Source organism: Streptomyces roseus (genome assembly GCF_001044425.1).
Taxonomy (GTDB): domain Bacteria; phylum Actinomycetota; class Actinomycetes; order Streptomycetales; family Streptomycetaceae; genus Streptomyces; species Streptomyces roseus.
The window spans coordinates 48,055-74,104 of record NZ_LFML01000127.1 but is presented as its reverse complement, the minus strand read 5'-3'; the positions used below and the strand labels follow the sequence as shown (position 1 = coordinate 74,104).

At 73.9% G+C, this 26,050-nt stretch carries 22 protein-coding genes and 1 pseudogene; 7 read left to right on the top strand and 16 right to left on the bottom strand.

The annotated features are described in order from the left end of the window. Positions 1 to 549: pseudogene (locus ACS04_RS29365) on the top strand (hypothetical protein); the annotation flags it as partial. Positions 550 to 555: 6 nt separating this feature from the next. Here the strand turns inward: ACS04_RS29365 and ACS04_RS29360 are convergent. From ACS04_RS29360 to ACS04_RS29350, 3 genes are all read right to left on the bottom strand, one after another. Further along, a complete protein-coding gene (locus ACS04_RS29360; protein ID WP_048479836.1) occupies positions 556 to 2,565 on the bottom strand; it encodes an ABC transporter permease in 2,010 nt (669 codons plus the stop codon). 181 nt (positions 2,566 to 2,746) lie between these two features. Continuing rightward, positions 2,747 to 3,565 (bottom strand): molybdate ABC transporter substrate-binding protein, encoded by an 819-nt coding sequence (modA, locus tag ACS04_RS29355; protein WP_048479835.1) that lies wholly within the window; start codon positions 3,563 to 3,565, stop codon positions 2,747 to 2,749. A 115-nt stretch (positions 3,566 to 3,680) separates the two neighbouring features. Then, entirely contained in the window at positions 3,681 to 4,076 is a 396-nt protein-coding gene (locus tag ACS04_RS29350) for a TOBE domain-containing protein (RefSeq protein WP_048479834.1), read from the bottom strand. 134 nt (positions 4,077 to 4,210) lie between these two features. Between ACS04_RS29350 and ACS04_RS29345 the strand changes: the two genes are divergently transcribed. Beyond that, positions 4,211 to 4,657 carry an RNA-binding S4 domain-containing protein gene (locus tag ACS04_RS29345; RefSeq protein WP_048479833.1) on the top strand — a complete coding sequence of 149 codons (447 nt, stop codon included), beginning with the start codon at positions 4,211 to 4,213 and terminating at the stop codon, positions 4,655 to 4,657. A gap of 98 nt (positions 4,658 to 4,755) precedes the next feature. On the opposite strand, the gene ACS04_RS29340 is transcribed toward ACS04_RS29345, so the two are convergent. The 4 genes from ACS04_RS29340 to ACS04_RS29325 all read right to left on the bottom strand — a co-directional run bounded on the left by ACS04_RS29340 (position 4,756) and on the right by ACS04_RS29325 (position 8,745). Next, positions 4,756 to 5,160, bottom strand: a complete 405-nt coding sequence (locus tag ACS04_RS29340; RefSeq protein ID WP_048479832.1) for a PTS-dependent dihydroxyacetone kinase phosphotransferase subunit DhaM — start codon at positions 5,158 to 5,160, stop codon at positions 4,756 to 4,758. Beyond that, a complete protein-coding gene (gene dhaL, locus ACS04_RS29335; RefSeq protein ID WP_209441807.1) occupies positions 5,157 to 5,777 on the bottom strand; it encodes a dihydroxyacetone kinase subunit DhaL in 621 nt (206 codons plus the stop codon). The genes ACS04_RS29340 and dhaL overlap by 4 nt, the downstream gene beginning before the upstream one ends. A gap of 31 nt (positions 5,778 to 5,808) precedes the next feature. Further along, positions 5,809 to 6,813, bottom strand: coding sequence for a dihydroxyacetone kinase subunit DhaK (gene dhaK / locus ACS04_RS29330; protein ID WP_048479831.1), 1,005 nt, complete (start codon positions 6,811 to 6,813; stop codon positions 5,809 to 5,811). A gap of 114 nt (positions 6,814 to 6,927) precedes the next feature. Beyond that, on the bottom strand, positions 6,928 to 8,745 hold the full coding sequence (locus ACS04_RS29325; protein WP_048479830.1) for a glycoside hydrolase family 15 protein: 1,818 nt from the start codon (positions 8,743 to 8,745) through the stop codon (positions 6,928 to 6,930). A 491-nt stretch (positions 8,746 to 9,236) separates the two neighbouring features. Between ACS04_RS29325 and ACS04_RS29320 the strand changes: the two genes are divergently transcribed. Beyond that, complete coding sequence (locus tag ACS04_RS29320; RefSeq protein WP_048479849.1) at positions 9,237 to 10,982, top strand: cation:proton antiporter; 1,746 nt, start codon at positions 9,237 to 9,239, stop codon at positions 10,980 to 10,982. Positions 10,983 to 11,007: 25 nt separating this feature from the next. Here the strand turns inward: ACS04_RS29320 and ACS04_RS29315 are convergent, their stop codons facing one another. From ACS04_RS29315 to ACS04_RS29305, 3 genes are read right to left on the bottom strand one after another with little or no spacing between them, the layout of a single operon-like run. After that, positions 11,008 to 12,060: a cytochrome d ubiquinol oxidase subunit II gene (locus ACS04_RS29315; protein ID WP_048479829.1), complete on the bottom strand. Its 1,053-nt coding sequence runs from the start codon at positions 12,058 to 12,060 to the stop codon at positions 11,008 to 11,010. Then, positions 12,057 to 13,529, bottom strand: coding sequence for a cytochrome ubiquinol oxidase subunit I (locus ACS04_RS29310; RefSeq protein WP_048479828.1), 1,473 nt, complete (start codon positions 13,527 to 13,529; stop codon positions 12,057 to 12,059). Before ACS04_RS29310 ends, ACS04_RS29315 begins: the two co-directional genes overlap by 4 nt. Before the next feature lie 44 nt (positions 13,530 to 13,573). Then, on the bottom strand, positions 13,574 to 14,416 hold the full coding sequence (locus ACS04_RS29305; protein ID WP_048479827.1) for an SDR family oxidoreductase: 843 nt from the start codon (positions 14,414 to 14,416) through the stop codon (positions 13,574 to 13,576). A gap of 275 nt (positions 14,417 to 14,691) precedes the next feature. On the opposite strand from ACS04_RS29305, the gene ACS04_RS29300 reads away from it, so the two are divergent. After that, positions 14,692 to 15,609 carry an aldose 1-epimerase family protein gene (locus ACS04_RS29300; RefSeq protein WP_209441806.1) on the top strand — a complete coding sequence of 306 codons (918 nt, stop codon included), beginning with the start codon at positions 14,692 to 14,694 and terminating at the stop codon, positions 15,607 to 15,609. A gap of 65 nt (positions 15,610 to 15,674) precedes the next feature. Here the strand turns inward: ACS04_RS29300 and ACS04_RS40150 are convergent, their stop codons facing one another. Further along, on the bottom strand, positions 15,675 to 16,202 hold the full coding sequence (locus ACS04_RS40150; RefSeq protein WP_078865490.1) for a universal stress protein: 528 nt from the start codon (positions 16,200 to 16,202) through the stop codon (positions 15,675 to 15,677). A 36-nt stretch (positions 16,203 to 16,238) separates the two neighbouring features. Between ACS04_RS40150 and ACS04_RS29290 the strand changes: the two genes are divergently transcribed. Next, a complete protein-coding gene (locus ACS04_RS29290; protein ID WP_048479825.1) occupies positions 16,239 to 16,874 on the top strand; it encodes an alpha-ketoglutarate-dependent dioxygenase AlkB in 636 nt (211 codons plus the stop codon). Positions 16,875 to 16,938: 64 nt separating this feature from the next. Here the strand turns inward: ACS04_RS29290 and ACS04_RS29285 are convergent, their stop codons facing one another. Further along, entirely contained in the window at positions 16,939 to 17,283 is a 345-nt protein-coding gene (locus ACS04_RS29285; protein ID WP_048479824.1) for a YkvA family protein, read from the bottom strand. Between the two features lie 42 nt (positions 17,284 to 17,325). Next, a complete protein-coding gene (locus ACS04_RS29280) occupies positions 17,326 to 17,790 on the bottom strand; it encodes a MarR family winged helix-turn-helix transcriptional regulator (RefSeq protein WP_048479823.1) in 465 nt (154 codons plus the stop codon). Positions 17,791 to 17,951: 161 nt separating this feature from the next. Between ACS04_RS29280 and ACS04_RS29275 the strand changes: the two genes are divergently transcribed. Both ACS04_RS29275 and ACS04_RS29270 read left to right on the top strand, forming a co-directional pair. After that, positions 17,952 to 18,509 (top strand): DoxX family membrane protein, encoded by a 558-nt coding sequence (locus ACS04_RS29275; RefSeq protein WP_048479822.1) that lies wholly within the window; start codon positions 17,952 to 17,954, stop codon positions 18,507 to 18,509. A 115-nt stretch (positions 18,510 to 18,624) separates the two neighbouring features. Beyond that, entirely contained in the window at positions 18,625 to 20,442 is a 1,818-nt protein-coding gene (locus ACS04_RS29270; RefSeq protein WP_048479821.1) for a glycoside hydrolase family 15 protein, read from the top strand. 181 nt (positions 20,443 to 20,623) lie between these two features. Here the strand turns inward: ACS04_RS29270 and ACS04_RS29265 are convergent, their stop codons facing one another. From ACS04_RS29265 to ACS04_RS29255, 3 genes are all read right to left on the bottom strand, one after another. Further along, a complete protein-coding gene (locus ACS04_RS29265) occupies positions 20,624 to 22,030 on the bottom strand; it encodes an APC family permease (RefSeq protein ID WP_048479820.1) in 1,407 nt (468 codons plus the stop codon). 325 nt (positions 22,031 to 22,355) lie between these two features. Beyond that, on the bottom strand, positions 22,356 to 24,461 hold the full coding sequence (locus tag ACS04_RS29260) for a GAF domain-containing SpoIIE family protein phosphatase (protein ID WP_167352610.1): 2,106 nt from the start codon (positions 24,459 to 24,461) through the stop codon (positions 22,356 to 22,358). Positions 24,462 to 24,504: 43 nt separating this feature from the next. Next, positions 24,505 to 25,899 (bottom strand): MFS transporter, encoded by a 1,395-nt coding sequence (locus ACS04_RS29255; protein ID WP_048479847.1) that lies wholly within the window; start codon positions 25,897 to 25,899, stop codon positions 24,505 to 24,507. Positions 25,900 to 26,050 lie beyond the last annotated feature (151 nt).

Sequence of the window (26,050 nt, the reverse complement as noted above, 5' to 3'; positions counted from 1 at the left end):
ACGCTCGGCGCCCTGACCCCGCCCACTGGACCCGCCGCGGTGCCCGTGGTCCTGGATCCGATCGTGGCCGGCGAGGCCGGGGTCCGGGCGCGGCCCTGGCGGTTCGCCGTCGGGGAGGGCGATCCCGGCGCCGACTTCGTACTGACCGGCGCCGACCGGCTCGCGTTCGTGCACCGCGGCGTACGGTTCGTGGCGCTCGACACCGCCGTGCCCACCTTGGCGGGAGGCGGCCTGTCCCGGCTGCGGGCCTTGCGCGAGGCCCTGGCCGCGGCCGCCCGGGAGCCGGCGACGGGCGCGCTGGCCGTCGTACGGACGGATGCGCCGGGCACCGTGGACGCCAAGGAATCGGCCCTGACGGACCGGCTGCTCGCGGAGTTCCGCCGCACCACCGGCAAACGCGCCGCCGTCCTGACCCTCGCCGCCCCGGAGTTCGCGGCGACCCGCTCGGAGGGCGTCCTGTCCGTCGCGGCCCCCCGCACCGGCCGCACCCTGGTCGGAGTGGACGCCTTCGCCCCCGGCGACTGGCTCGCCGTCCGGCACGTGTCGTGAGGAGTTCTAGAGCTCGACCAGCGTGACCTCGGTCGCCTTCACGCTGGTCCACACCTTCGAGCCGTCGACCAGGCCCAGTTCGGCCGCCGCCTCCGGGGTGATCTCCGCCACCAGATCGGGGGCCTGCGCCGAGGCGACGAGCACGCGCAGTCGGCTGCCGACGGCGGTGATCTCCCGTACGGAGCCCTCCCAGACGTTGCGCGGACTGCCGGCCGGGCGGTCGCGGTGCACGGACACCGCCTCCGGGCCGATGATCGCCAGCGCCTGGGACCCCTCGGGCAGCGCCTCCGCCACCACCAGCCGGCCGCCGGTGGGGAGCACCAGGCCGTCGGCCGAGGCGGTGCCGGGCCAGGCGTTGCGGCCGAGCATCCGGGCCACCCAGGGGGAGCGGGGGTGGCGGGTCACCTCGGTCGGCGGGGCGTCCTGAAGGGTGCGTCCGTCGGCGAGTACGAGGACCCGGTCGGCCAGCGAGACCGCCTCGACCGGGTCGTGCGTGACGATCAGGCAGACCCCGCCGAAGCCGGCCAGGTGGGTGCGCAGGGTGTGCCGGACGCGGGCCCGGGTGGTCTGGTCGAGGGCGGCGAGCGGTTCGTCGAGCAGCAGCAGGCGGGGCCGGGCGGCCAGCGCGCGGGCCAGGGCGACGCGCTGGGCCTGGCCGCCCGACAGCTGCGCGGGCTTGCGGGCGGCGAGGTGGCCGACGCCGAGCCGTTCCAGCCACAGCCGCGCCTCGCGGCGGGCCTCGGCGCGCGGCACCCGGCGGGCGCGCAGTCCGTACGCGGTGTTGGCCAGCGCGCTCAGATGCGGGAAGAGGGCGCCGTCCTGCGGGACCCAGGCCACCTGGCGCTGGTGCGGGGGCAGCGCGGTGACGTCGGTGTCGCCGAGCCGGAGTTGGGCGTGGGCCCGCGGGGTGAGTCCGAGCAGGGCGCGCAGCAGGGTGGTCTTCCCGGCGCCGTTCTCGCCGACGACGGCGATGGTGGTGCCGGGCTCGGCGTCCAGGGTGAGCTCGTTGAAGCCGGTGACGTCGGCGTGGAGCGGCCAGCGGCCGCCGTCGTGCGGGTCGGCCGCGGCTCGGGCCGGAGCGCCTGCGCCGCCGTCGGCGGACAGCGCGCCGGCCGGCGTCCGCTCGGTCTCCGCCGCCTCGTCCGCGACCGCGGCCGCCGCCTCGTCCGCCGACGCCGGCCCCGGACCCGTCGCCCGCACCTCGGCGGGTCGCGCGGCGGCCGGGGTGCCGGTCCAGCGGCCGCGCAGGGCGATCAGTACGGCCATGGCGATCACGAGCAGCAGCAGCGAGACGGAGGTGGCGGCCTCCGGCTCGTCCTGGAGCAGCAGGTACACCTGGAGCGGCAGGGTCTGCGTGGTGCCGGGCAGGTTGCCCGCGAAGGTGATGGTCGCGCCGAACTCGCCGAGCGCGCGGGCCCAGGTCAGCGCGGCGCCCGCGATCAGGCCGGGCGCCACCATCGGCAGGGTCACGGTGAAGAACACCCGGACCGGCGAGGCGCCGAGGGAGGCCGCGGTCTCCTCGTAGCTCTGCTTGAGGCCGCCGAGCGCACCTTCCAGACTGATGACGAGGAAGGGCATGGCGACGAAGGTGGCCGCGACGACGGCCCCTGACGTGTGGAACGGCAGCGTGATCCCGAAGGTGCCCTCCAGCCAGGGCCCGAGGAGTCCGCGCCGGCCGAAGCCCAGCAGCAGCGCGACGCCGCCGACGGTCGGCGGCAGGACCATCGGCAGCAGCACCAGCGAGCGGACGAACGCCTTCCCCTTGAACGGGACCCGGGCCAGCAGCCAGGCCAGTGGTACGCCGAGGAGCAGCGAGAGGCCGAGCGCCCACAGGGACACGAAGAGCGAGAGGCGCAGCGCCTCGACCACGCCCGGGCTCGTGAGGTGGGTTCCGACCTCACCCCACTCGGTGCGGCCGAGGATGCCGGCGAGGGGCAGCAGCAGGAACGCGACGGCGAGCAGCGCGGGCAGCGCCAGGGTCAGGGGCGGCCGGGTGCGGGTGCGGTGTCTGCTCATGTGGGTTCCTGGCTGGAGCGTACGGGGACGGCGGTGCGCGTAAGGGGACGGCGGTACGAGGGAGTACGAGAACTACCAGGAGCGCGACCGGCGCGCGGCTTTCCGCGGGTGACACGGCGAAAGGGACTGCCCGTCCCCCCGGACCGGGCAGTCCCTTCGTTCCTGTCGGCCGCGGCGCCGGTTACGCCTTCTGGAAGCCCGCGTCCTGGAGGATCTTCTGCGCCTCCGGGGTGCTCAGCCAGGCCACGAAGGCGGCGGCGGCCTCGGCGTTCTTGGACGACTTGAGGGTGGCGGCCGGGTAGGAGGCCACGGCGTTCTGGGCGTCCGGGATCTCCACGACGGAGACCTTGTCACCGGACTTGACGGTGTCGGTCTTGTAGACGAGACCGGCGTCGGCCTCGCCGAGCTCGACCTTGCTCAGCACGGCGCGCACGTTGGCCTCCTGGGAGACCGGCTTCACCTCGATCTTCTGGGCGTCGAGGATCTGCTTGCTGTACCGGCCGACGGGGACCTCGGGCGCGGCGAGCACGACCTTGATCTTGGTGTCGGCCAGGTCCTTCAGCTCGTCGACCTTGAACGGGTTGCCCTTGCCGGCGGCGATGACCAGACGGTTCTTGGCGATGACCGCCGGGTCGCCGGTCTCGGCCTTCAGACCGTCCATGGTCTTGGTGTCGGCGGTGACCAGCGCGTCGGCCGGGGCGCCCTGCTTCACCTGGGCGGCGAGTTCCTGGGAGCCGGCGAAGGAGAAGGTGACCTTCGTGCCGGGGTGCGCCTTCTCGTAGGCGGCACCGGCGGTCTTGAAGACGTCGGTCAGCGAGGACGCGGCGAGGACGGTGAGGTTCGCGGCCTTGGGCCCGGCCGGGGCGGAGGCGCTCGCCGAGGGGGATTCCGCGGCGCCGGTGTCCTTCTCGTCGCTGCCGCAAGCGGCCAGCGCGGGTACGAGGAGGGCGGCGGTCAGCGCGGCGGCGAAGGCGGTGCGGCCGCTGAGGATCGGGGACATGAGCAGGTGCTCCTCGGTCGGGTCGGCGGCCGGCCGGGTGCCGGTTCCGCGCGGTGATGACCCGCGCCGGGACGGGCGGAGCGGGTGGGGACGTGCGCTGGTGCCGGAGTGGGTGTCAGGTGCGGTCGATGTGCACGCTGGTGGACTTCACGCGAGCGGTGGCCCGCATGCCCACCTCCAGTCCGAGCTCCTCGACGGCCTCACGGGTGAGCAGGGAGACCAGGCGGTGCGGACCTGCCTGGATCTCGACCTGGGCGGCCACGTCTCCGAGCTTGACGGCGGTGACGATGCCGGGGAACGCGTTGCGGGCCGAGGTGTACGGCTCCTCGTCCTCGGCGTGGGCACCTTGTCCCACGGCGACGGAGAACGCGGCCAGGTCGCGGCCGTCGATCAGTCGCCGGCCGGTGTCGTCGCGGTGGGTCGCGACACGGCCGGCGTCGGCCCAGCGGCGGGCGGTGTCCGGGCTGACGCCCAGCAGGCGCGCCGCCTGTCCGATGGTGTAGGACTGCATGAGCGACAAGGTAGGGGCACATGTCCCGCATTTGCAATTCTCTTGGGCTGATACACATGGCAGATGCCATGCCCCTTGGTGGTTCCGCCAATAAACGTTCCGCCCGGGGCGGGCCGGCTGGCTAGAGTTTCTGCATGGCTGATGAAGCAACGGGAACGGGCGCGGGTACCACGGGGGCCACGGGGACCTCAGGAGCCACGGGAGCCACGGGATCCGCCCGGGTGGACGTCTGGATCTGGTCGGTCCGGCTGACGAAGACCCGCTCGGTCGCGGCGACCGCCTGCCGGGCGGGCCATGTGAAGGTCAACGGGGAGCGCGCGAAGCCGGCGCAGGTGGTGCGGGCGGGGGACGAGGTACGGCTGTTCCACGCGGGGCGCGAGCGCATCGTCGTGGTCAAGCGGCCGGTGACGAAGCGGGTGGGCGCTCCGGTCGCCGCCGAATGCTTCGTCGACAACAGCCCGCCCGCGCCGACGCGCATCGAGGCCGAGGTGGTCGGCGTCCGGGACCGCGGCACGGGCCGTCCGACGAAGCGCGACCGCCGCGAGATCGAATCCCTCCGCGGCGGCAGCCGCGGCCGCTGACGGGCCGGTGCCGCTGACGGGCCGGTGCCGCTGACGGGCCGGTGCCGCTGACGGGCCGGTACCGCCAGGCATTGCCCTGACCCCCGACCCGCCGGTGGTCAGACCTTGCGGTACGTGTACGCCTCCTCGGCCGCCGCCGCCACCGCGTCCAAGGGAGCGCCCGCGGAGGCGGCCACCACCGCGGCCACCGCCCCCTCCAGGAACGGCGCGTCCAGCAGCCGTGACCCCGGCGGGAGCTCGTCCTCCACCAGCAGCGACTTCACCGTCAGCACCGAACTGCCCAGGTCCGCCAGGAGCACGACCCCCGCGCCGGAGTCCACCTCGCGGGCGGCCGCCGCGATGCGGTCCGCGTCGGTGCCCAGGCCGCCGTCCGGGGTGCCGCCCGCCGCGGCCACCGCGACGACCGGTCCGCCCGCCGCAAGGCCCCGCGCCATCTCCGCCACGGACTCCGCGACCACCGCGCTGTGCGACACCAGGACGATCCCGACCGCCGGCCCGCTCACCGGGCCTCCGCCCCGTCCTGGGCCTCGGCCACGTCCGCGAGCGCGCCCAGCAGCAGGGCCGACGAGGTGGCCCCCGGATCCTGGTGCCCGATGCTCCGCTCCCCGAGGTAGCTCGCGCGCCCCTTGCGGGCCTGCATCGGCACCGTCGCGAGCGCCCCGTTCTCCGCCGCGTCCGCCGCCGCCCGGTAGGAGGTGGTGAGCGCCGCCACCCCCGGGACCAGCGCGTCCAGCATGGTCTTGTCCCCCGGAGCCGCCCCGCCCAGCTGGGCCACCGCGCCCACCCCCGTGTACAGGGCCTTGCGCAGCGCCTCGTCGGAGACCTCGGCGGCGTCCCCGAGCTCCTTGCCGGTACGCCGCAGCAGCGTTCCGTACAGCGGGCCCGAGGCCCCGCCGACCGTCGAGATCAGCGTCCGCCCGGCCAGCGCCAGCACCGCCCCCGGGGCTGCGGGGGGCTCGGCCTCCAGGGCCGCCCGTACGGCCGTGAACCCGCGCAGCAGATTGCTCCCGTGGTCGGCGTCCCCGATGGGGGAGTCCAGCTCGGTCAGCCGGTCCGCCTCGCGCTCCACCGCCGCCGCGGCCGCACTCATCCAGCGCCCGAAGAATTCCGCGTCACGCAATGGAGCCTCCTCACCGTGTCCGCCCACCTTCTCAGCAACCCCACCGCAGCGCCGCCGTCCGCACCGGCGTGTCCCACAGCCGCAGCAATTCCCCGTCCGCGCGGCACAGCGTCACCGAACAGCCGGCCATGTCCAGCGACGTGACGTAGTTGCCGACCAGCGTCCGCGCCACCGGCACACCGCGTTCCGCCAGCACGCGCGCCACCTCCGCGTGGAAGCCGTACAGCTCCAGCAGCGGCGTCGCCCCCATCCCGTTGACCAGCGCCAGCACCGGCCCGTCCGCCGGGCCCACCTGCGCCAGGTCCTCCAGTACGGCGCCCACCGCCACCTCGGCGATCTCGCGCGCCGGCATCATGGCCCGCCGCTCCCGGCCCGGCTCGCCGTGGATGCCGACGCCCAGCTCCAGCTCACCGTCGGGCAGCTCGAAGGTCGCACTGCCCTTCGCCGGAGTCGTGCACGCGCCGAGCGCCACCCCGAAGCTCCGCGAGGCCGCGTTGACGCGCCGGGCGAGCTCCGCGACCCGTTCCAGCGGGGCGCCCTCCTCGGCGGCGGCGCCGGCGATCCTCTCGACGAACAGGGTCGCCCCGGTGCCGCGCCGCCCCGCCGTGTACAGGCTGTCGGTGACGGCCACGTCGTCGTCGACGAGCACGCGCTCCACCCGCAGGCCGTCCTCCTCGGCGAGTTCGGCGGCCATCTCGAAGTTCAGCACGTCCCCGGTGTAGTTCTTGACGATGAAGAGCACCCCCTGACCGGAGTCCACGGCCGCGGCCGCCCGCAGCACCTGGTCGGGCACGGGCGAGGTGAACACCTCTCCGGGGCACGCGGCCGACAGCATCCCGTACCCGACGAACCCGGCGTGCAGCGGCTCGTGCCCCGACCCGCCCCCGGACACCAGCCCGACCCGGCCCCCGTCCCGGGCGTCGCGCCGTACGACGACCCGCCGCTCCACGTCGACGTCCAGCTCGGGATGGGCGGCCGCCATCCCGCGCAGGGCGTCGGCGACGACGGTCTCGGGACTGTTGATCAGCATCCGCATGCGTGTCTCCTGACCGGGTCGACCGGTGAACCTGTGGGCGGTGGGCCCATGGTGACGGTAGAGCAGCCCGCCGCCCGGGAACAGGCCGCCGCACCGGGCCCGGAAGGAGGCGGGTCAGCGCCGGAGGGCGTCGAGCGCCTGGTTCAGCGTGGTCGCGGCCATGATGAGCGACAGGTGGGTGAAGGCCTGTGGGAAGTTGCCGAGTTGCTCGCCGCTGGGGCCGATCTCCTCGGCGAACAGGCCGATGTGGTTGGCGTACGTGTGCATCTTCTCGAAGGTGTAGCGGGCCTGCGGCAGCCGCCCGGCCCGGGCGAGGGCGTCGACGTAGAGGAACGTGCAGAGGCTGAACGTTCCCTCCGAGCCGCGGAGTCCGTCGGGAGAGGCCGCGGGGTCGTACCGGTAGACGAGGCTGTCGGACACCAGGACGCGGTCCATGGCATCGAGAGTGGACAGCCAGCTGGCGCTCCTCGGCGCGAGGAATCCGACCCGGGGGATGAGCAGCAGCGAGGCGTCCAGGACGTGGCTGCCGTAGTGCTGGACCAGGGATTGCTCCCGGTCGCTCCAGCCGCGTTCCATGACCTGTTCGAGGATGTCGTCGCGGGCCTTGGTCCACAGGGCGGTCGCGGCCGGACGGCTGAACTCGGCGGCGACCTTCAGGCCGCGGTCGAACGCCGCCCAGCACATCACGCGGCTGTAGGTGAAGTCCTGCCGGCCGCCGCGGGTCTCCCAGATGCCCTCGTCGGGCCGGTCCCAGGAGTCGGCGAGCCAGTCCAGCGTGCGGGCGAGCGCCTTCCAGCCGTGGTAGTCGCCCTGGACGGCGACCGCGTGGCCCTCGGACAGGGCGTACATCGCCTCGCCGTAGATGTCGAGTTGCAACTGGTCCATGGCCGCGTTCCCGGCCCGCACGGGGTACGAGCCCCGGTAGCCCTCGAAGTGTTCGAGGACTTCCTCGGTCAGGTGCGGGTCGCCGTCGACCCGGTACATGATCTGCAGGGGCTCCCCGTCCGGACCCTCGTGGGCGCGGAGGCGGTCGCCGAGCCAGTGGGTGAACCGGGCCGCCTCCTCGGCGAAGCCGAGGTCGAGCAGGGCCCGTACCGACAGCGATCCGTCCCGCACCCAGGTGTAGCGGTAGTCCCAGTTGCGCTCGCCGCCCACCTGCTCGGGAAGTCCCATGGTGGCGGCGGCGACGGGAGCACCGGAGGGGGCGTACGTGAGCAGCTTGAGCGTGATGGCCGAGCGGTACACCATCTCGGCCCAGCGCCCATGGTAGTGCGAGGTGCGCACCCACCTCTGCCAGTAGTCGACCTGCTCCCACAGCTCCTCGGTGATCCTGTCGCGCTCCGGAGGCGGCGGCGGCGCACTGCCCGGCGCGCCGGTGGTGAACACCGCCGCCTCCGCCTCGCCCGCGGTCAGCGTGATCGAGGCCCGGACGTCTTGGCCGTCCCGTTCGAGCGGAAAGGTGGCCTGCAGGAACGCGGCCGCACCGGGTGCCCGGAAGGTGGCCCGGTGGTCCGTCAGGTCGAGTTCGTGGGGCGTGCGCGCGTAGTCGAAGCGGGGGCGGCATTCGAGGGAGAAGCGCACCGTGCCGCGCACGGCGCGGATCACGCGTACCAGGGTGTGCCGGTCGGAGGGCGTGAGGCCCTGGTGGACCGGCATGTAGTCGACGGTCTCGCCCACCCCGTCGGGGGACATGAAGCGGGTCACCACGACCGCCGTGTCCGGGTAGTAGAGCTGCTTCCACGTCCCCTCTTCGTGGTCCGGGGCGAGCAGGAAGTGACCGCCCTTGTCGTGGTCGAGCAGCGCAGCGAAGATGCTGGGGGAGTCGAACCGCGGGGCCGCGAACCAGTCGATCACGCCCCTGGACGACACCAGAGCCGCGGTCTGCAGGTCCCCCACGAGTCCGTGGTCGGCGATGGGCGGGTAGCGGTCCATGTCTCTCCTCCTCGGGACGGCTCGACGGTGCTCCGCCCGCGTCCGGGGCAGCGGCCAGCGGTCGGCGCAGCCGCTCGGCGAGGTGGCCGCCGACGCGCGGGTCGTTGCCGGCGGCCGTGAGCGCGGTGGAGTCGACCGCGCCGATGCGCGGGGAAGAAGCTCGTGCCGACCCCGCAGAGGTCGAGACCGCGTTGTGGGGTCCGTACCGCCTCTACAACGTAGCTCCGCAGGGGGTGACCAGCGAGCCGGCGACCCGCGAGGCCCGGCGGACGCATCCGATGTGCCGAGCTCCGGGGCCGCCGCGTGGACGAGCGGCCTCGTCCCGGCCCGACGCACCCGTGCGCCGCCCTCTCACACGCGGAGGCTCGCTTGGACACGCCGCACGTCGGGGCCGTGAGCCCGCCGGACCTCGCGGGACGCGGCACGGCCCGGTGGAGGCGGGCCGGCGCGCACCGCACCCGGCGGACCGGGCGGTGAACACGGCCGCCGCACTGTCGGAGGACCAGGTGTTCACCGGCCTCGCGCTGATCGTCGTCCTGGCCGTGGGCTCCCAACTGCTGGCGAGCCGGCTGCGCGTCCCCGCGCTGATCGTCCTGCTCCCGGTCGGGTTCGCCGCCGGCGCGCTGACCGGTGACGTGAACCCCGAGAAGCTGCTCGGAGCCGCGTTCTCCCCCCTGGTCTCGCTGGCCGTCGCGGTGATCCTCTACGACGCCGGGCTCGGCCTCGACCTCAAGCGGTTCAGGGCGCACACCCGCCGGGTCGTGGTGCGGCTGATCTGGCTCGGCGCGCTGCTCACCGCGGGGTCGGCGGCGCTCCTCGCCGGCGTCCTGCTGGGGATGTCGGCAGGCTCCGCCGTGATGCTGGGGGCGATCCTGATCGTGTCCGGCCCGACCGTCGTCGGGCCGCTGCTGCATTTCGTACGTCCCACGGAGCGCCTCCAGCACGTCCTCATCTGGGAGGGCACGCTCATCGACCCGGTGGGGGCCATCCTGGGCGCCCTCGTCTTCCACGGGGTGGTGGCCGGCAACAGCAGCGGCATCATGGGCAAGGCGGTGCAGTTCACCACCAGTGCCGCCGTGGGCCTGGCCGGCGGCGTCGCGGGGACCGTGGTGCTCGTGCTGGTGCGCAGGCTGCGGCCGGGGGAGGTGCTGGGGACCACGGTCCAGCTGGCCGCGGTGGTCGGTGTGGCGGCGGCCTGCGACGTGGTCCGGGACGACACGGGCCTGATCGCCGCCGTTCTGATGGGGCTGGCGGCGGCGAACCTGCCCGGCGCCGGGACGGGCGCCCGCAATCCGTTCTTCGAGACCCTGGTGCACCTGGTCATCGGGCTGCTGTTCATCTCCATCTCGGCCACCGTCAGCCCCCGTTCGCTGCGCCACGTGGTGCTGCCGACGCTCGCGCTCGTGGCGGTCCTCGTCCTGGTGACCAGACCGCTCGTGGCGGTCTGCGCCTCGCTGCGTACGGATCTGACGCGCGGGGAGCGCGCGTTCCTGGGGTGGATGGCGCCGCGCGGGATCGTCGCTGCGGCCACCGCCTCGACCTTCTCCGCCACGCTGGCCGCCCAGGGCGTGGGCGGCGCGTCGAAGATCCTTCCCGCGACGTTCGTGGTGATCGTGGTGACGGTCACCCTCTACGGGCTCACCGCCGGGCCGGTCGCGAAACGGCTGGGCGTCGTGCGCCCCTCGCGCTCCCGGCCGCTGCTCGTGGGCGGTGATCCCTGGGTGGTCGATCTGGGACTGGCCCTGCGGTCGGCCGGGCTGGAGGTCGTCATGTGGGCGGGGCACGAGGCGCAGCGGGACAGGATCAGGGCCGCCGGGCTCGAACTGGCCCCGGGGGAGCTGTTCGCCGCGGCCACCGGCTCGGGCGCCGAGCTGGAGGGCCTCACCGGCGTCCTGCTGCTCACCGGCGAGAGCGACTTCAATGCCCTGGCCTCCGTGAACCTCCAGGGCAGCGTGGAGGGGCCGGTGTACCGCCTGGGGCCGGAGACCGACACCCAGGGCGTCGTCGCCCCGTACACCGGCGGCGAGGTGCTCTTCGACGGCGCGCTGACGGCGGCCGAGCTGTCCCGCCGCTACGACCGGGGCGCCCGCCTCGTCACGCGCCGCTTCGAGGGGCCCGTACCGGCCGGACACCACCTGCTGTTCCTGGTGCGCGCGGACGGAACGCTGGCGCCCGTCACCCGGGCCGGCGCTCCTGCGGCCCGGGCCGGGGACGTCGCCGTCCTCCTGGGCGGTTGAAGACGCCCGGCGCCACCCCCGCGGTTCACCGGTCCGGGCCGGGATCCCGGTTCGCGGAGGTGCTCCGCAGGTCGTTCTCGGCGAGGGGCTGGAGGGCGCCGCTGGTGTCCAGCCGGTAGAGCAGGACCAGCGGGGGTCCCACGAGCACGATCGCGATGACGGTGACCAGGAGCAGCCAGCGCAGTGTCGTCGGGGCTCCGGCGGCTTGGTCGACGGTGAGCGAGGTGGGGATGAGATAGGGCCGCTGGGCCAGCCCCCAGGCGATCACGACGAGGGCGACGCCGGCGACCGCCGTGATCCTCGCCCAGCCCGTGGCCGTGCGGTACAGCAGGGCGGCGGTGGCCACGGCGCAGACGACGGCCGCCAGGACGACGGCGAGGCCGGCGCCGCCGGTGAGGCCGTCGTGGACGTAGCGAGCGTCATGGCGGGTGACGGCGAGGCCGGCGACGGCCAGGACGGCGAGAGCGGCGAGGCTGCACCAGGCCCGCAGCCGGAAGTAGCGGACGAGGTCGGGGGCGTCGAAGCGGCGGGCGTCGGCGGTGAGGAACACCGCGCCCAGGAAGGCGGTCGCGGCGACGGTGAGCAGCCCGGCGAGCACGGAGGTCCCGTTGGACCAGGCGTCGGCGGACGCCTTCGTCCCCGGGGTGACCCGGCCCGTGGCCAGGCCGCCGACCACCGCTCCGAGGAAGAAGGGCACCAGGAGGGAGGACACGGCGAAGGCGGCGCCGTAGATCCTGCGGCGCGAGAGGCGCGTCATGGGCTTGCGCAGTGCGAAGCCCGCTCCGCGCAGGACAAGGCCCACGGCCGCGAGCGCCAGGGGGAGCCACATGGCCGTGAAGACCGTCTGGAACAGGACCGGAAAGCCCGTCCACATGAACACGAGGACGAAGATGAGCCAGACGTTGTTCGTCTCCCAGACGGGCTCCATCGCGTGGTCGATCAGCCACCGGGGCCGCCTGCCCCGTTCGGCGCCGCCCGCGAAGAGGTCCCAGAACCCGGCCCCGTAGTCGGTCCCGCCCGCGCACGCGTAGGCGGCGACCGCGGCCAGCAGCACCCAGGCCACGACGTCCTGGATCATCGCCCTCCTCCGTCGCCGTGTGCGGAGCCGTGATCAGGCGCGGCCGCGGCGGTCGTCCGGCGGGGCCCGTAGGGGGTGTCGCCTTCGGGGGTTCCGGCGGCGCGGGCGTCGCCGTGGCGTTCGTCGGCGGTCCGCCATCGGGTGCGCAGCTTGAGCAGGATGGCCAGGAAGGTGGCGAAGATCAGGGCGTAGACCACGATGACGAGGGCGAGCATCGCCCACAGGGCCGGGGCCCGGGTGTCCGTCACGGCTTCGGACACGCGCATGTTCTCGTAGACGATCCAGGGCTGGCGGCTGACTTCGGTGGTGATCCAGCCGCATTCCACCGTCAGCAGGCAGGCCGCCCCGGCCACGGCGGCGCACCGGAAGAACCACGGTGATCGCGGCAGGCCGCGGTGGCGCAGCCGGCACCAGCCATACCAGAGCGCGAGCAGGACGAGCAGGCTTCCGATCGTCACCATGATGTCGAACGCCCAGTGGGCGATGGTGGCCTGGGTCGCGGTGGGGCGGTCGTCCGCGGGGACCGAGGACAGGCCCGTCACCCGGGTGTCCGGGCTGAAACCGGCGAGGATCGAGTCCAGTTGGGGGATCTTGATCCCGCCGGAGATCGTCCCGTCGGGATGCAGGCGTCCGAAGACGTACTCGGGCACGTGGGTGTCCGTCTTCCAGACCATCTCGGTGGCAGCGAACTTCAGCGGCTGCTGGTGGAAGACCGAGCGGGCGATGGAGTCCCCGAGCACGAACTGCACGGGGGTCAGGACCGCGGCGACCGTGAACGGAACGGTGAAGCCGAGCCGGTGGTAGTGGTCACGGTGGCCGCGCAGCCAGCCGGTCGCGTACACCCCGGCCACGACGTAGCCCGCCGTCAGGACCACGCCTGCCACGAAGTGCCAGTACTCGGGGCCGAACATCGGTGTGAAGATCGCCTCGCGGACGTCGACGTCCACGGGGCTGCCGTCCGCGTCGAGCGAGAAGCCGCGCGGCGTGTTCATCCAGGAGTTCGCGGCGATGATGCCGAACGCCCCCAGCAGCGCCGTCAGCGGCAGGGGCAGCCCCAGCCAGAAGTGCGTCCACGGCTTCAGCCTCCGCCAGCCGTAGAGGTAGATGGCGATGAGGATCGCCTCCAGGAAGAACGCCCACGCCTCGACGCCGAACCCGAGGCCGAAGACGTCGCCCCACCGGCCCATCAGCCCCGGCCAGAGCAGGCCGAACTCGAAGGAGAGCACGGTCCCGGTGACGATGCCGATGGCGAACTGCACGGCCATGACCGCCGACCAGCGCCGCGCGAGCAGCAGGGCGACCGCGTCGCCCCTGCGCAGCCCGCGGTAGTGCATCAGGAGGGTGATGGCGGGCAGGGCCACGCCGAAGGGCACGAGCAGGATGTGGGAGGCCAGGGTGAAGGCCATGAGTTCGCGGGCAGGGAGCAGCTGCGGAGGGGTGTCCGCCATGATCGCGATCGCGGTGTTCATGTGAGCCTTAGCAGTTCGTGCCGGACGGCCGCAGGACGGGGACCTCAGCCACCGGTGGCGAACCCGGGGAACAGGGTCATGCCACCGTCCACGTAGATCGTCGTCCCCACGACGTAGTCCAGTAGGTCGGAGGCGAGGACGGTGACGGCGTTCGCGATGTCCTCGGGGTCCCCGACGCGGCGGTACGGGATGAGCCGCAGCAGGTCCTCCTCGGCCTCGGGGGTGTCCCAGGCGTTGCGGTTGATGGGCGTGCGGATCGCACCCGGGGCGACGGCGTTCACCCGGATCCGGTGCTGGGCGAGCTCCTGCGCCAGCGTGGCCATCAGCATCTGTACGCCGCCCTTGGAGGAGGCGTAGTTCACGTGCCCGGCCCAGGGGATGATCTGGTGCACCGAGCTCATGCAAATGATCTTCCCGGCGGAGCGGGACACCTCCGGCACCACGCCGCGGCGCAGGAACTCCTTGGCCGCCTCACGGGCGCACAGGAACTGGCCGGTGAGGTTGACGTCCAGCACCTTGCTCCACTGGGCCATGGTCATGTCGGTGAGCGCGGCGTCCCGCTGCAGACCGGCATTCGCGACCATGATGTCGATGGTCCCGAACTCCCGGACCATCCGGGCCACCATGTCGACGACCTGGTCCTCCTGCGACACGTCGCCCTCGTGCGCGTAGGCGCGGACGCCGAAGCCCTCGATCTCCCGCACCACCTCCTGCGCGGCGTCCTGTCCGGCGACGTAGTTCACGACCACGTCGGCGCCCGCCCGCCCGAGGCCGATCGCGGTGGCCTTGCCGATGCCGGAGTTCGCCCCTGTCACCAGGGCCTTCTGCCCCCTGAGGACCTGGGGAACGAGGAGCGTTCGACCGCGGTCACTGCTGCTGGCTTCCAATGAGACGCTCCCTGGGTGCTGACGGGGACACGAAATCCGCGCCACCACGAGAGCACCGCGACCTTGCCGCGGCCCGGTGGCACGACTGCCGCTGGCCCATTGGAGTGCTCTCCCGAACCGAACGGCCCAACGGGGGTCCGGGAGGACGGCCGGCGCATCCGTGCCCCGCCGGGGGCGGCCCGGCCGAGGTGCGACGCGATCCCCGCAATGATGGAATGGAACGACCCGGTGTGCGGGACCCCGACCCCCGGCCGCCACCGGCGAGGATGGCGAACATGCTTCGAACGGGCGCCCAGTTCAGGCTGACCTGCGGTCAGCAGACCGTCGTCGTCGTGGAGTTGGGCGGCGCCCTGCGTGAATACCGCGTCGGCGGGCGCCCGGTCGTCGACGGTTTCGAGGCCGACGACACGATCGAGGGCGGACGCGGGCAGCTCCTCGTGCCGTGGCCCAACCGGATCGGAGACGGCCGGTACCGCTGGCAGGGGCGGGAACTGCAACTGCCCGTCAACGAGGTCGAACACGCCAACGCCATCCACGGACTGCTGCGCTGGACCTCGTGGCAGGCGGTGGAGCAGGCGGACGGCCGCGTGGTGCTGGCGACCACGCTCTGGCCGCAGCCCGGCTACCCCTTCCACCTGGTCGCGCGGGTGCAGTACGCCCTCGACCGCCACGGCCTGACAGTCGAGATCACCGCCAGGAACCTCGGCGACACCCCCGCGCCGTACGGAGTGGGCCAGCACCCGTACCTGGCCGTGGGGGACCGCGCGGTCGACGACATGCTGCTGACCGTCCCCGCCCGGACCTGGCTGCGCACCGACGACCGCGGCCTGCCCGTCGCGGCCGAGCCGGTCGCGGGAACGCCCCTCGACTTCGCCGCGCCGCGTCCCATCGGCCCGCAGCGGCTGGACACGGCCTTCACGGACCTGCGGCGGGAGGCGGACGGGCGGGCCGTCGTACGTCTCGCCGAGCCGTCCGGGGCGTACGGCACCGACCTGTGGCTCGGTGAGGGGGCGGACCACGTGCAGGTGTTCACCGGGGACACCCTGCCCGAGCCGCACCGGCGCCGGAGCGTCGCCGTGGAGCCGATGAGCTGCGGCCCCGACGCCTTCCGCCGCGACCCCCGGGGCGTACGCCTCGAACCGGGAGCCCGGCACACGCTGCGATGGGGACTCGCACCCTGGCCCGGGGAGTGAGCGGCGGAGCGAGCGGCTGAGTGGGCGGCTCCTTCACCGTGGGAGCGCGGCGGGGCACGCCGCCCTCATTCGGCGAGCTCGCGCGCGTCCAGCGGCAGCCGCCAGGCGTTGCGCCGGTGGGCCGCGTCGAGTTCGGCCTGGAGCGGGGACGGCGGCACGGTCAGTACGGGGCACGGCGCGTGCGCCAGGCAGTGGCGGGCGACCGAGGGCCGCAGCGGGCGGCGTGCGAGGCCCCGCGCGCCCGTCCCCACGACCAGCAGGTCCTCGGGGCCGCTCACCGCGTCGACGAGGGCCGCGCCGGCCGTGGCCCGTACGGCGCGGCCCGCGAGGGCCACCCCCGGGCCGGCCGGGCCGAACGCGGTGTCGAGGGCGAGCCGCAGCCGCTCCACCGCGGCGGCTTTGACGGCGGCCGCCGTCGGGACCCCGCCCGGACCGCGGCTGCCCAGGTCACCGCCCGGCGGCTGCCAGGCCAGGACCACCCACAGCTGCGCGCCCCGCCGTGACGCGTCGCTGACGCGGCGACCTCCGCACGCTCCCCGGCGCCACCTCCACGGCCGGTTTCCGGGCGGGCAGACCGCCGGGGAGCGGTGAATCGATCGGATGTTCGAGTGGCGCGATATGATGGATCCATGAGCACGATCCCCGGCCTTCAGGGCTCCCTCTTCGATCAGGGCGACGAGATCGGCCTCGGCCCGCTCCCGGGGCTGCGCCGCACCGTGCTCGGAGCGGGCGCCTGGGTCGATCACCTGCCCGGCTGGCTCTCGGGCGCCGACCTGCTGTTCGAACGCCTCGCCGAGGACGTGCCGTGGCACGCCGAGCGCCGCCAGATGTACGAGCGCGAAGTCGACGTACCCCGCCTGCTCGCCTTCTACGGCGAGGGCGAGCCGCTGCCGCATCCGGTGCTGGTCGAGGCCCGCGCCGCGCTGACCCGGCACTACGCCGCAGAGCTGGGGGAGCCCTTCACCACCGCGGGACTCTGCCTCTACCGCGACGGCCGCGACAGCGTCGCCTGGCACGGGGACCGCATCGGCCGGTCCGCCACCGAGGACACGATGGTCGCGATCCTCTCGGTGGGCGACCCCCGCGATCTCGTCCTGCGCCCCCACGGCGGCGGCCCCACCCTGCTGCGGCTGCCCCTGGGGCACGGCGACCTCGTCGTGATGGGCGGCTCCTGCCAGCGGACGATGGAGCACGCGATCCCCAAGTCCCGCCGCGCGGTAGGCCCCCGCATCAGCATCCAGTACCGCCCCCGAGGGGTCGGCTGAACCCGGGCGCGCGCCCGCCTCGGCAGCCGTCGACGCCCAGCTCCGTGAAAGCGGAACACGTGCGTCAGGCCGGGTCCGGCTCCTTGGCCGACCGGGGCTCCGGAGCCTTCGCCGCGCCCGGCGCGCTCAGCGCCCCCGGCTGCCGCACCGCCGAGGCCGCCGCGTGCAGCGAGCGCAGCGCCAGCAGCAGTACGCCGATGTCGTCGAGGTACACCGGGTCCGGGATCAGGTCCACCGGAGAGATGGTGTAGATCACCGCTACCCAGAACAGGGCCTTGTCGCGCAACGGGATCCCCGCGTCGAGCAGCAGCCGCCGGGCGGCGAAGACCCGTACCAGGAGCACACCGGCCGTGATCGCGAGCCCGAGGGCCACGACCGCGGCGATCGTCAGCCACACCGTCCAGTCCATGCCACCCCTATACCCCGTTCGGACCGGTTGTCGCGATCCGCGCTAGCCGCCGTGCTCGCGCAGCCGGCGGCTCACCTCGCCCAGTCCGTCCGCCAGCGCTTCGAGCTGTGCGGGCGTGAGCACGTCGATCAGCGCCTCCCGGACCATCGCCACGTGCCCCGGCGCGGCCCGCTCCAGGCGGGCCCGGCCGGCGTCCGTGAGGACGGCGAAGACCCCGCGCACATCGGAGGGGCAGCTGCGGCGGCGGACCAGGCCCGCCTTCTCCAGCTGGGTGACCTGGTAGGTCAGTCCGCTCTTCGAATTGATCAGGCCATTGGCCAGTTCCGTCATCCGCAGCTCGCCGTCCGGGGCCGCGGAGAGGCGCACGAGGATCTCGTACTGCGGGTGCGAGAGGCCGGAGTCGTCCTTGAGCTGCTGGTCGAGACGGCGGTTCACCAGAGCGGAAGCGGCCAGGAAGCCGCTCCAGGCGCGCATCTCGCGCTCGTCCAGCCATCTCGTTTCAGCCATGGGCCCAGCCTACACGGGTTGTTCCAATTTGAATCAGTGGTTAGGGTCTGGGCTGGCGGTTCGAATTTGAACAATCCCTGCACCACCCCTGCACCCTGCACCCCACCTGCTCCACCGCAACCTCGTCCCCGCCCGGACCGCCCGACCGGAAGGATCCCCCCATGACCAGCCCCTCCGTCACCACGACGAAGCCGCAGGCCGCAGCCGCCCCGGCCGTCCCGCTCGCCTTCTCCACCCCCGCCCACGACGCCGGCCTGCTCCTCCTGCGCCTCGTCCTCGGACTGACCATGGCCGGCCACGGCACCCAGAAGCTCTTCGGCTGGTTCGGCGGAGGCGGCCTCAGCGGCACCGGCCAGTTCTTCACCGCCAGCGGCTACCCCGCGGGCGACGCCATGGCCGTCGTCGCCGGCCTCACCGAGACCCTCGGCGGCCTCGGCCTCGCCCTCGGACTGCTCACCCCGCTCGCCGGGGCCGCCGTCGTCGGCACCATGATCAACGCGATCGCCGTCCACGGCGCCGGCGCGTTCTTCGCCCCCAAGGGCATCGAGTACGAGCTGCTGCTGACCGTCGCCGCGGCCGCCGTGGCCCTGACCGGCCCCGGCAAGTACGCCGTCGACCGCTTCCTGCCCGTCGTGCGCGCCCACCGCCTCGCGCACGGCCTCCTCGCCGTCGCCCTCGCCGTGGTCATCGCGGGCGCGCTGCTCCTCGTACGCAACTGATCCACCCGCCCGGATCGCGCGCCCGAGGGCGTCTGAGAAAGAGTCTCCGAGGGTGTCCGTGGGTGCCCGGGTCCCGGATTGATTGGGCCCGGGCATTCGCGGGAACAGCGCACAAATGACACAACCCATCGAAGACTACGCACTCATCGGCGACCTCATGACCAGCGGGCTCGTCGGCCGCGACGGGTCCCTCGACTGGCTGTGCCTGCCGCGCTTCGACTCGCCCGCCTGCTTCGCGGCGCTCCTCGGTGACAAGGAGAACGGCCACTGGCGCATCTCCCCCGCCGGGGCCCCCGATGACGAGCAGTGCACCCGCCGCGCGTACGTCGACGGCTCACTGGTCCTGGAGTCGTACTGGGACACCCCGGACGGCGGCTCGTTCAAGGTCGTCGACTTCATGCCCCAGCGCGACGACGCCCCCGACGTGATGCGCGTCGTCGAGTGCCTGAGCGGCGAGGTCACCGTGCGCAGCGTGCTGCGCCTGCGGTTCGACTACGGGAACGTCGTCCCCTGGGTCCGGCGCGTGGACGGTGAGCGGGTCGCCGTCGCCGGGCCCGACTCCGCGTGGTTCCGCAGTGAACCGGCCGTGCCCACCTGGGGCGAGGCCAACAGCACCTGCTCCGAGTTCAGCCTCACCGCCGGTGAGCGGGTCGCCTTCGTCCTCACCTGGCACGCCTCGCACGAGCCGCGCCCCGAGCCCGTCGACCCGTACGAGGCACTGCGCACCAGCCTGGCCGACTGGCGGGACTGGTCCGCCCAGTGCACTTACGAGGGCCCCTACGAGGAGGCCGTCACCCGCTCCCTGATCACCCTCAAGGCCCTCACCTACGCCCCGACCGGCGGCATCGCGGCCGCCGCCACGACCTCCCTGCCCGAGGAGATCGGAGGCGTCCGCAACTGGGACTACCGCTACTGCTGGCTGCGCGACTCCACCCTGACCCTCGGCTCCCTCCTGGAGACCGGCTTCCTGGAGGAGGCCCGTGCCTGGCGCGCCTGGCTGCTGCGCGCGATCGCGGGCGACCCGGCCGACCTCCAGATCATGTACGGCATCGGCGGCGAGCGGCGGATCCCCGAGTTCGACCTGCCGTGGCTGCGCGGCTACGCCTCCTCGGCCCCGGTCCGGGTCGGCAACGCCGCCGTGGACCAGCTCCAGCTCGACGTCTACGGGGAGGTCCTCGACTCCCTCTACCTGGCCAGGTCCAACGGGCTGCCCGGGGAGCGGCACGCGTGGCGGATCCAGCTCGCCCTCCTGGACTTCCTGGAGCGCAACTGGCGGCGGCCGGACGAGGGCCTGTGGGAGGTGCGCGGTCCACGCCGGCACTTCGTGCACTCCAAGGTCATGGCCTGGGTCGCCGCGGACCGGGCCGTCCGCACGATGGAGAGCGACCCCTCTCTGCCGGGCGAGGTGGAGCGGTGGCGGTCCATGCGGGACGAGGTCCACCGGGACGTGATCGACAACGGCTTCGACCCGGTGCGCGGCACCTTCACGCAGTACTACGGCTCCCATGAGCTCGACGCGGCCACCCTGCTCATCCCGCGGGTCGGCTTCCTGCCGCCCGAGGACCCGCGCGTGATCGGTACCGTCGACGCGGTCCGGGCCGAGCTGGGCAGCAGCGGCCTGGTCCGCCGCTACAGCACCGAGGGGCCGTCCGTGGACGGGCTGCCCGGCGGCGAAGGGGCCTTCCTGGCCTGCTCGTTCTGGCTCGCCGACGCGCTGCACATGACCGGCCGGGACAAGGAGGCGCGGGAGCTGTTCGAGCGGCTGCTGGCCGTCCGCAACGACGTGGGGCTGCTCGCCGAGGAGTACGACCCGGTGGCCGGCCGCCAACTCGGCAACTTCCCGCAGGCGTTCAGCCACGTCGGCCTGGTGAACACGGCCGTCACCCTGGGCCTCGCGCACGATCCGACCGCCGTCGCCCCGCCCGCCCCCTGACCGCTCGGGCCGCGGTGGCCGCGCGGCGTCGCGGGTGGTCGGCGGTCGCGTGCGCCCCTTCGAGCGGGCGCGCAGGGCCTGTCACGCGTGCGCGGCGGACGCCCCCTTCGGCAGGGTCGTCATCACGACGGACGGGGCCGACGGGGAGCGAACCCGTACGGCCCCGTCGGGGGAGCGTGGATCAGAGGGCGGCGGGCTCGTCGTCCTCGGGGATGCTGACCAGCCAGCGGGAGTCCTGGCGCGGCCGCAGGTACAGCGCCCAGTACAGCGTGGCCACGGCCACGATCCCGCCGGTCCACAGCAGGTACTGGGTCTCCTGCTGCGTCAGGATGTACGCGAGTACGGCGATCAGGCCGATCGGCACGGCCGGCCACAGCGGCATCCGCCAGGCGGCCACCTCGCGGTGCGCCCCGCGCCGGGCGAACAGCGCGGCCACCGCGACCAGCAGGTACATGCCGGTCACCGAGACGCCGGTGACCCCGTACAGGGTGTCGAGGTTGACGAAGCACAGGGCCGCGCCCGGGACGCCGACGAGGAGCGTGGCCACCCAGGGGGAGCCGAAGCGGCCCAGCTTGGACAGGGCGAGGTTGACCGGCTCGGGCCAGGCCTTGTCGCGGGCGGAGGCGAACAGCACGCGCGAGTTCTGGATCACCATGACGATGCCCGCGTTGATGATGGCGAGCGCGACGCAGAGGCTGACGAAGGTGCCGACGGCCGAGTTGGACCAGGCGGTGACCATCCCGCCGAGGTCGCCCTCGGCCAGCGCGGAGAGGTCGGGGGCGCCGACGGTGATGGCGACGACCGGGATCAGGATGACGGCCGTGGAGATGGCGAGGGTGGCGAGCACCGTGCGGGCGACGTTGCGCCGCGGGTTCTCCAGCTCCTCCGACAGGTAGACGGCGGTCGAGAAGCCCTGGGTGATGAACAGGGCGATGGCGAGCCCGGAGACCACCATCATCGCGGTCACGGTGGACGTGCCGCCGCCCTCGGCGGCGACCGTGCCGTGCACCAGCGCGTCGGCGCCGCGCTCGCCGTGGGCGAAGCCCAGTACGGCCACCAGCGCGGCCGCGACGACTTCGAGCACCAGGAAGATGCCGGTGATCCAGGCGTTGGCCCGCAGGTCGAGGAGGCCGGCGAGGGTGGCCAGCAGCATCACGCCGCCGCCCGCGACCGGGGCCGGTATGTGCACGATCGGCGCGAGGTAGTCGGCCGTGCCCATGGCGATCACCGGCGGCACGATCATCACGACCAGCAGGGACAGGACGAACACCAGCCAGCCGGCCAGCCGGCCCGACAAGGTCGACACCATCGCGTACTCGCCGCCGGCGCTGGGGATGAGGGTGCCGAGCTCCGAGTAGCAGAACGCGACGCCGATGCAGAGCAGCGAGCCGATGGCGATCGTGAGGGCGGTCCACGTGCCGAGGCTGGAGAACAGGTCGGGCACGACGACGAACAGGGTCGAAGCGGGCGTCACGCACGAGAGCGTCAGCAAGGTGCCGCCTACGACGCCGATGGAACGCTTGAGCTTCTGGGGGACGGGCCCGGTGGCGGGGGCGAGGGCCTGAGGGGCACTGATCGTTTCAGACATCGGTGCGGGGTTCCGATCGGCTGGTGCGGTGAACTGAGGTGCGGGAGCGGTATCGCCTCCGGGGCGGTGGTGAGCAAGGTGGTTCGGTGGCTCCCGGGCCGATATCGAAACCCTGCGGGATTCGCAGGTCAAGAGCAGTTCTCCTGCGGATTCCATCGTCGGCTGACGCGGCGGCGGGCTCACGGCAGCGTTAAGACCGCGTAAACGCTGCACGGAGCGCGGGTGCGGGAACCGCAGCGGAGCGCGGGCAAATTTTCTTCCGCTTTGCCGACATGTGCCCGCAGCGACACCGGCTGCCCACGGAGTGGGCACCCCGGGCGGGGCCTCAGGTCTGCGCGGCGCCCCGGCCGCCGGTGCGCGAGGCCAGCAGCAGGGCGATGTCGTCCGGCCGGTCCGCGCTGTCCCCGGCCCCGCCGATCAGCCGGTCGGCCGTCTCGGTCAGCGGAGCGGGCCGGGCCGCGGCCAGCGCCGCACGCAGCCGCTCCACGCCGAGGTCGATGTCCTCCCCGGCCTGCTCGACCAGCCCGTCCGTGTAGAGGGCGAGCACCGAACCCGGTGCCAGCCGCAGGTCCGTCACCGGGTACGTGGCCGCGGGGTCGATGCCGAGCACCACCCCGCCCGGCAGGTCCAGCACCTCGGCCCGCCCGTCCGCGTGCCGCAGCAGAGGCTGGGGATGCCCCGCCCGGACGGCCCGCGCCCGGCCCGACACCGGGTCGAGCAGTACGTAGCAGCAGCTGGCGAACTGACCGGGGTCCAGGCCGATCAGCAGCCGGTTGGTGCCCGCCACCACCTGCTCCGGGGCACTGCCGCCGAGCGTGAAGGCCCGTACCGCGCTGCGCAGTTGGCCCATCGTGGCGGCGGCCGCCACCCCGTGGCCCTGGACGTCCCCGATCACCAGCGCGAGCAAGCCGTCGCCCGTCTCGACCACGTCGTACCAGTCGCCCCCCACGTCCATGCCCTGGGTGCCGGGCAGGTACCGGCCGACCGTCTCCACGTTCCCGCGCACCGGCAGCCGGTGCGGCAGCAGCGCCGCCTGCAGCCCGCGGGCGAGCGCCGCCTCGGTGTCGTAGCGCTGCGCCCGCTCCAGCGCCTGCGCGATCAGCCCGGCCAGCGCGGTCAGCACCGTGCGCTCCTCCGGGCTGAACCCGCGCGGCGCGTCGAAGCCGAGGATGCAGGAGCCCACCGGCCGGCCCGAGGCGATCAGCGGCAGGAAGGCGCGGGCCCCGACGTGGGCGTCCAGCGGGATCCCCGGATAGGCCTTGGCCAGGTGCTCCATGGACTCGAAGAACATCGGCCGGCCGCTGGTCAACGTCTCCACACCCGGCAGCCGCACGTCGAGCCCGACCCCGTCGAAGCGGTCGAGGAAGCCCTGCGGGAACCCGGTCTCCCACGCCAGGTGCAGATGCCGCTCGTTGAGCAGGTAGATCGCCAGCTGACGGCCACCGAAGGCGGGAAGCAGCTCCTGCGTGACCACCGCGGACACCTGCCGCGCCGTGACCGCCTCCGTCAGCGCGATCGCCAGGGCCACCGGCCGGTACAGCGCCGAGGCCCGGTCGGCCGGTGAGCCCGGCCCGGCCCGCGAGGGCGCCCCCGTCTCCGGCGCGCAGCCGGGCGGCTCGGCGGTGCCGATCGTCACGGTCACCCCGTCCGGGCCCGGGTACAGCTCCACCGCCACCCAGCCCGCGTCCGGCTGCCGGCCGAGACGGGCCGGGAAGCGCACCGGCTCCCCGGACATGAACGCCCCGCGGAAGTGGTCCTCGTACGCCGGCTGCCCGAGCCAGGGCACGGCCTGCCACAGCATCCGCCCGCGCAGCTCCGGCGCGTCCATGCCCAGCAGCGCGGCGGCGGCCCGGTTGACGTAGCGGATCCTGCCCCCGCGGTCCACGGAGAGGAGGGCGAGGGCCAGCCGCTCCACCGCCTCGCGGGCGCCCTGCGCGGTGTCCGGGGGCGGTACGCCCACCGGATCGCCCGTCCAGGACACCGCCTCCCCGGCCCCGGTCAGCGCGGCGAGCTCCCCGGCCAGCCCGTCCGCGGCGCTGCGCAGCAGCTCCCGGTCGGCGGCGTCGACGGGGACTCCGGGGGTGGCGGGGCGCAGGACGAACAGCACCCCGAACCGCTCCGGGCCGGCCATGACCGGCTCGTAGAACGACCCGAAGGGAAAGGGCAGCCCGGCCATCAGCTGCGGGAAGCGCCGCATGGCCACCTCGGCGTCCGGCAGGTGCACCGACTGTCCGGAGCGGAAGGCCTCGGCGACCGGGTACGGGCGGTTCACCTGCATCCGCCACCAGGGACGGAACAGCCGCCCGGGCAGTCCCGAGACCACGGCCAGCAGCAGCAGCCCCTCGACTCCCGAGCGCAGGTAGATCCCGCCCGCAAACCCACCGACGGCCTGCACCGCATCGACGCAGGTCCGCGCGAGCACCCGGGCCATGGCGTCGGTGGCGGAGCCGCTGTCCGGTCTCGCCGTCACACAGTCAGCATGCACTGCCGACGCCGGACGCTGCATCCCGGGCTCCGGCGCCCTTCCGGTAGCCGGTCACCACCGCGAGTGCCCCCAGCAGCAGCACCGAGGCCACCGTGCGCAGCGCGACCCCCATCGCCTCCGTGAAGGCGCCGATCTGCGCCGCGTCCCGCGGATCGCCGTGGAAGCGGGAGGCCAGCACCGTGCCGACCACCGCCACTCCCAGCGCGGCGCCGATCTCCCGGGCCGCGGTGTTCAGCCCGGAGCCCAGCCCGGCCTGGTGCGCGGGCAGCTCGGCGACCACGGTCAGGGTCAGCGAGGGCGCGCACAGGCCGGTGCCGACCGACAGCACGAGCAGATGGCAGGCGTACAGGGCGTACGGGGTGCCCGCGTCGACGGTGGAGACCAGCAGCAGCCCGGCGCCGATCAGGCCGAGCCCGACGCCGACCGGCAGCCGCGGGCCCGTCCGGTCCGCCAGGCGGGCGCCCAGCTTCGGCACGAGCGCCATGCCGACGGTCAGCGGGACGATCGCCAGACCGGTGAGCGCGGGCGAGAAGCCCTTCGCGTACTGGAGGTACTGGGCGTTGACGAAGAAGAGGGAAAAGAGCCCGAAGAAGGCGGCGCCGATGCCGAGCGAGCCGGCCCGCAGCCTGCGCGAGGCGAAGATCCGCGGGTCCAGCAGCGGGCGGGCGGCGCGCAGGGCGTGACCGGTGAAGGCCGCGAGCAGCGCGGCTCCGGCGGCGAAGGCGGTCAGTACCGCCGCCGAGGTCCAGCCGTACGAGGGCCCCTCGATGATCCCGTACACGACCGCGAGCAGTGCCCCGGCGAGCAGCAGCGCGCCCAGGGGGTCGACGGAGGCGTCGGAGCGGGCCGCGGTGCGGGGGACCGTACGGGCGACGGCGAGCGCGAGGAGCGCGCCGAGCGGTACGACGGCCCAGAACAGGGCCCGCCAGGTCAGGAACTCCCCGGCCAGACCGCCCCCGACGTTGCCCGCCAGGCCCCCGAGGCCGGCGGACAGCGTCCAGGTGGCCAGGGCCTGGCCGCGGCGCTCGGGCGGGGTGAGGTGGATGAGCACGGACATGGTGGCGGGCATGATCAGGGCCGCGCCGGCCCCGCACAGCCCCCGCCCGGCGATGAGGACCGCCGGGGCCGTGGCGAGCGCGCTGACCGTAGCGCCCGCGGCGAACAGGCCGAGCCCGGCCAGCAGGGCGCCCTTGCGGCCGTACCGGTCGCCGAGGGCCCCGGCCGGGATCAGCAGCGCGGCGAAGACGATGACGTAGGCGTCGACCGCCCAGACCAGCTGGCCGGCGGTCGGGTGCAGGGTGGAGGCGGCGAGCTGCGGGATCAGCAGGTTGACGGCGGCCACCATGGCCTGCGCGACGAGCACGCAGGCGCACAGGACGAGCAGCGCGGGCCGGGTGAGGGCGGCGGGCGCAGGGGCCGCGGTGGCGGTTGCGGTGGCGGTGGCGGTGGCGGTGGCGCCGCCGAGATCGTCGGTGGGGCGGGTGGCGGACCGGGTGGCATCCCGCTTGCGGGCATGGCGGAGCACGGCTCCTCCT

Bases quoted from the DNA above. Each gene is read 5' to 3' on its own strand.
- ACS04_RS29360 (WP_048479836.1), bottom strand. From the start codon at position 2,565: ATGAGCAGACACCGCACCCGCACCCGGCCGCCCCTGACCCTGGCGCTG.
- modA (WP_048479835.1), bottom strand. From the start codon at position 3,565: ATGTCCCCGATCCTCAGCGGCCGCACCGCCTTCGCCGCCGCGCTGACC.
- ACS04_RS29350 (WP_048479834.1), bottom strand. From the start codon at position 4,076: ATGCAGTCCTACACCATCGGACAGGCGGCGCGCCTGCTGGGCGTCAGC.
- ACS04_RS29345 (WP_048479833.1), top strand. From the start codon at position 4,211: ATGGCTGATGAAGCAACGGGAACGGGCGCGGGTACCACGGGGGCCACG.
- dhaK (WP_048479831.1), bottom strand. From the start codon at position 6,813: ATGCGGATGCTGATCAACAGTCCCGAGACCGTCGTCGCCGACGCCCTG.
- ACS04_RS29325 (WP_048479830.1), bottom strand. From the start codon at position 8,745: ATGGACCGCTACCCGCCCATCGCCGACCACGGACTCGTGGGGGACCTG.
- ACS04_RS29315 (WP_048479829.1), bottom strand. From the start codon at position 12,060: ATGATCCAGGACGTCGTGGCCTGGGTGCTGCTGGCCGCGGTCGCCGCC.
- ACS04_RS29310 (WP_048479828.1), bottom strand. From the start codon at position 13,529: ATGAACACCGCGATCGCGATCATGGCGGACACCCCTCCGCAGCTGCTC.
- ACS04_RS29300 (WP_209441806.1), top strand. From the start codon at position 14,692: ATGCTTCGAACGGGCGCCCAGTTCAGGCTGACCTGCGGTCAGCAGACC.
- ACS04_RS29290 (WP_048479825.1), top strand. From the start codon at position 16,239: ATGAGCACGATCCCCGGCCTTCAGGGCTCCCTCTTCGATCAGGGCGAC.
- ACS04_RS29285 (WP_048479824.1), bottom strand. From the start codon at position 17,283: ATGGACTGGACGGTGTGGCTGACGATCGCCGCGGTCGTGGCCCTCGGG.
- ACS04_RS29280 (WP_048479823.1), bottom strand. From the start codon at position 17,790: ATGGCTGAAACGAGATGGCTGGACGAGCGCGAGATGCGCGCCTGGAGC.
- ACS04_RS29275 (WP_048479822.1), top strand. From the start codon at position 17,952: ATGACCAGCCCCTCCGTCACCACGACGAAGCCGCAGGCCGCAGCCGCC.
- ACS04_RS29270 (WP_048479821.1), top strand. From the start codon at position 18,625: ATGACACAACCCATCGAAGACTACGCACTCATCGGCGACCTCATGACC.
- ACS04_RS29265 (WP_048479820.1), bottom strand. From the start codon at position 22,030: ATGTCTGAAACGATCAGTGCCCCTCAGGCCCTCGCCCCCGCCACCGGG.
- ACS04_RS29260 (WP_167352610.1), bottom strand. From the start codon at position 24,461: ATGGCCCGGGTGCTCGCGCGGACCTGCGTCGATGCGGTGCAGGCCGTC.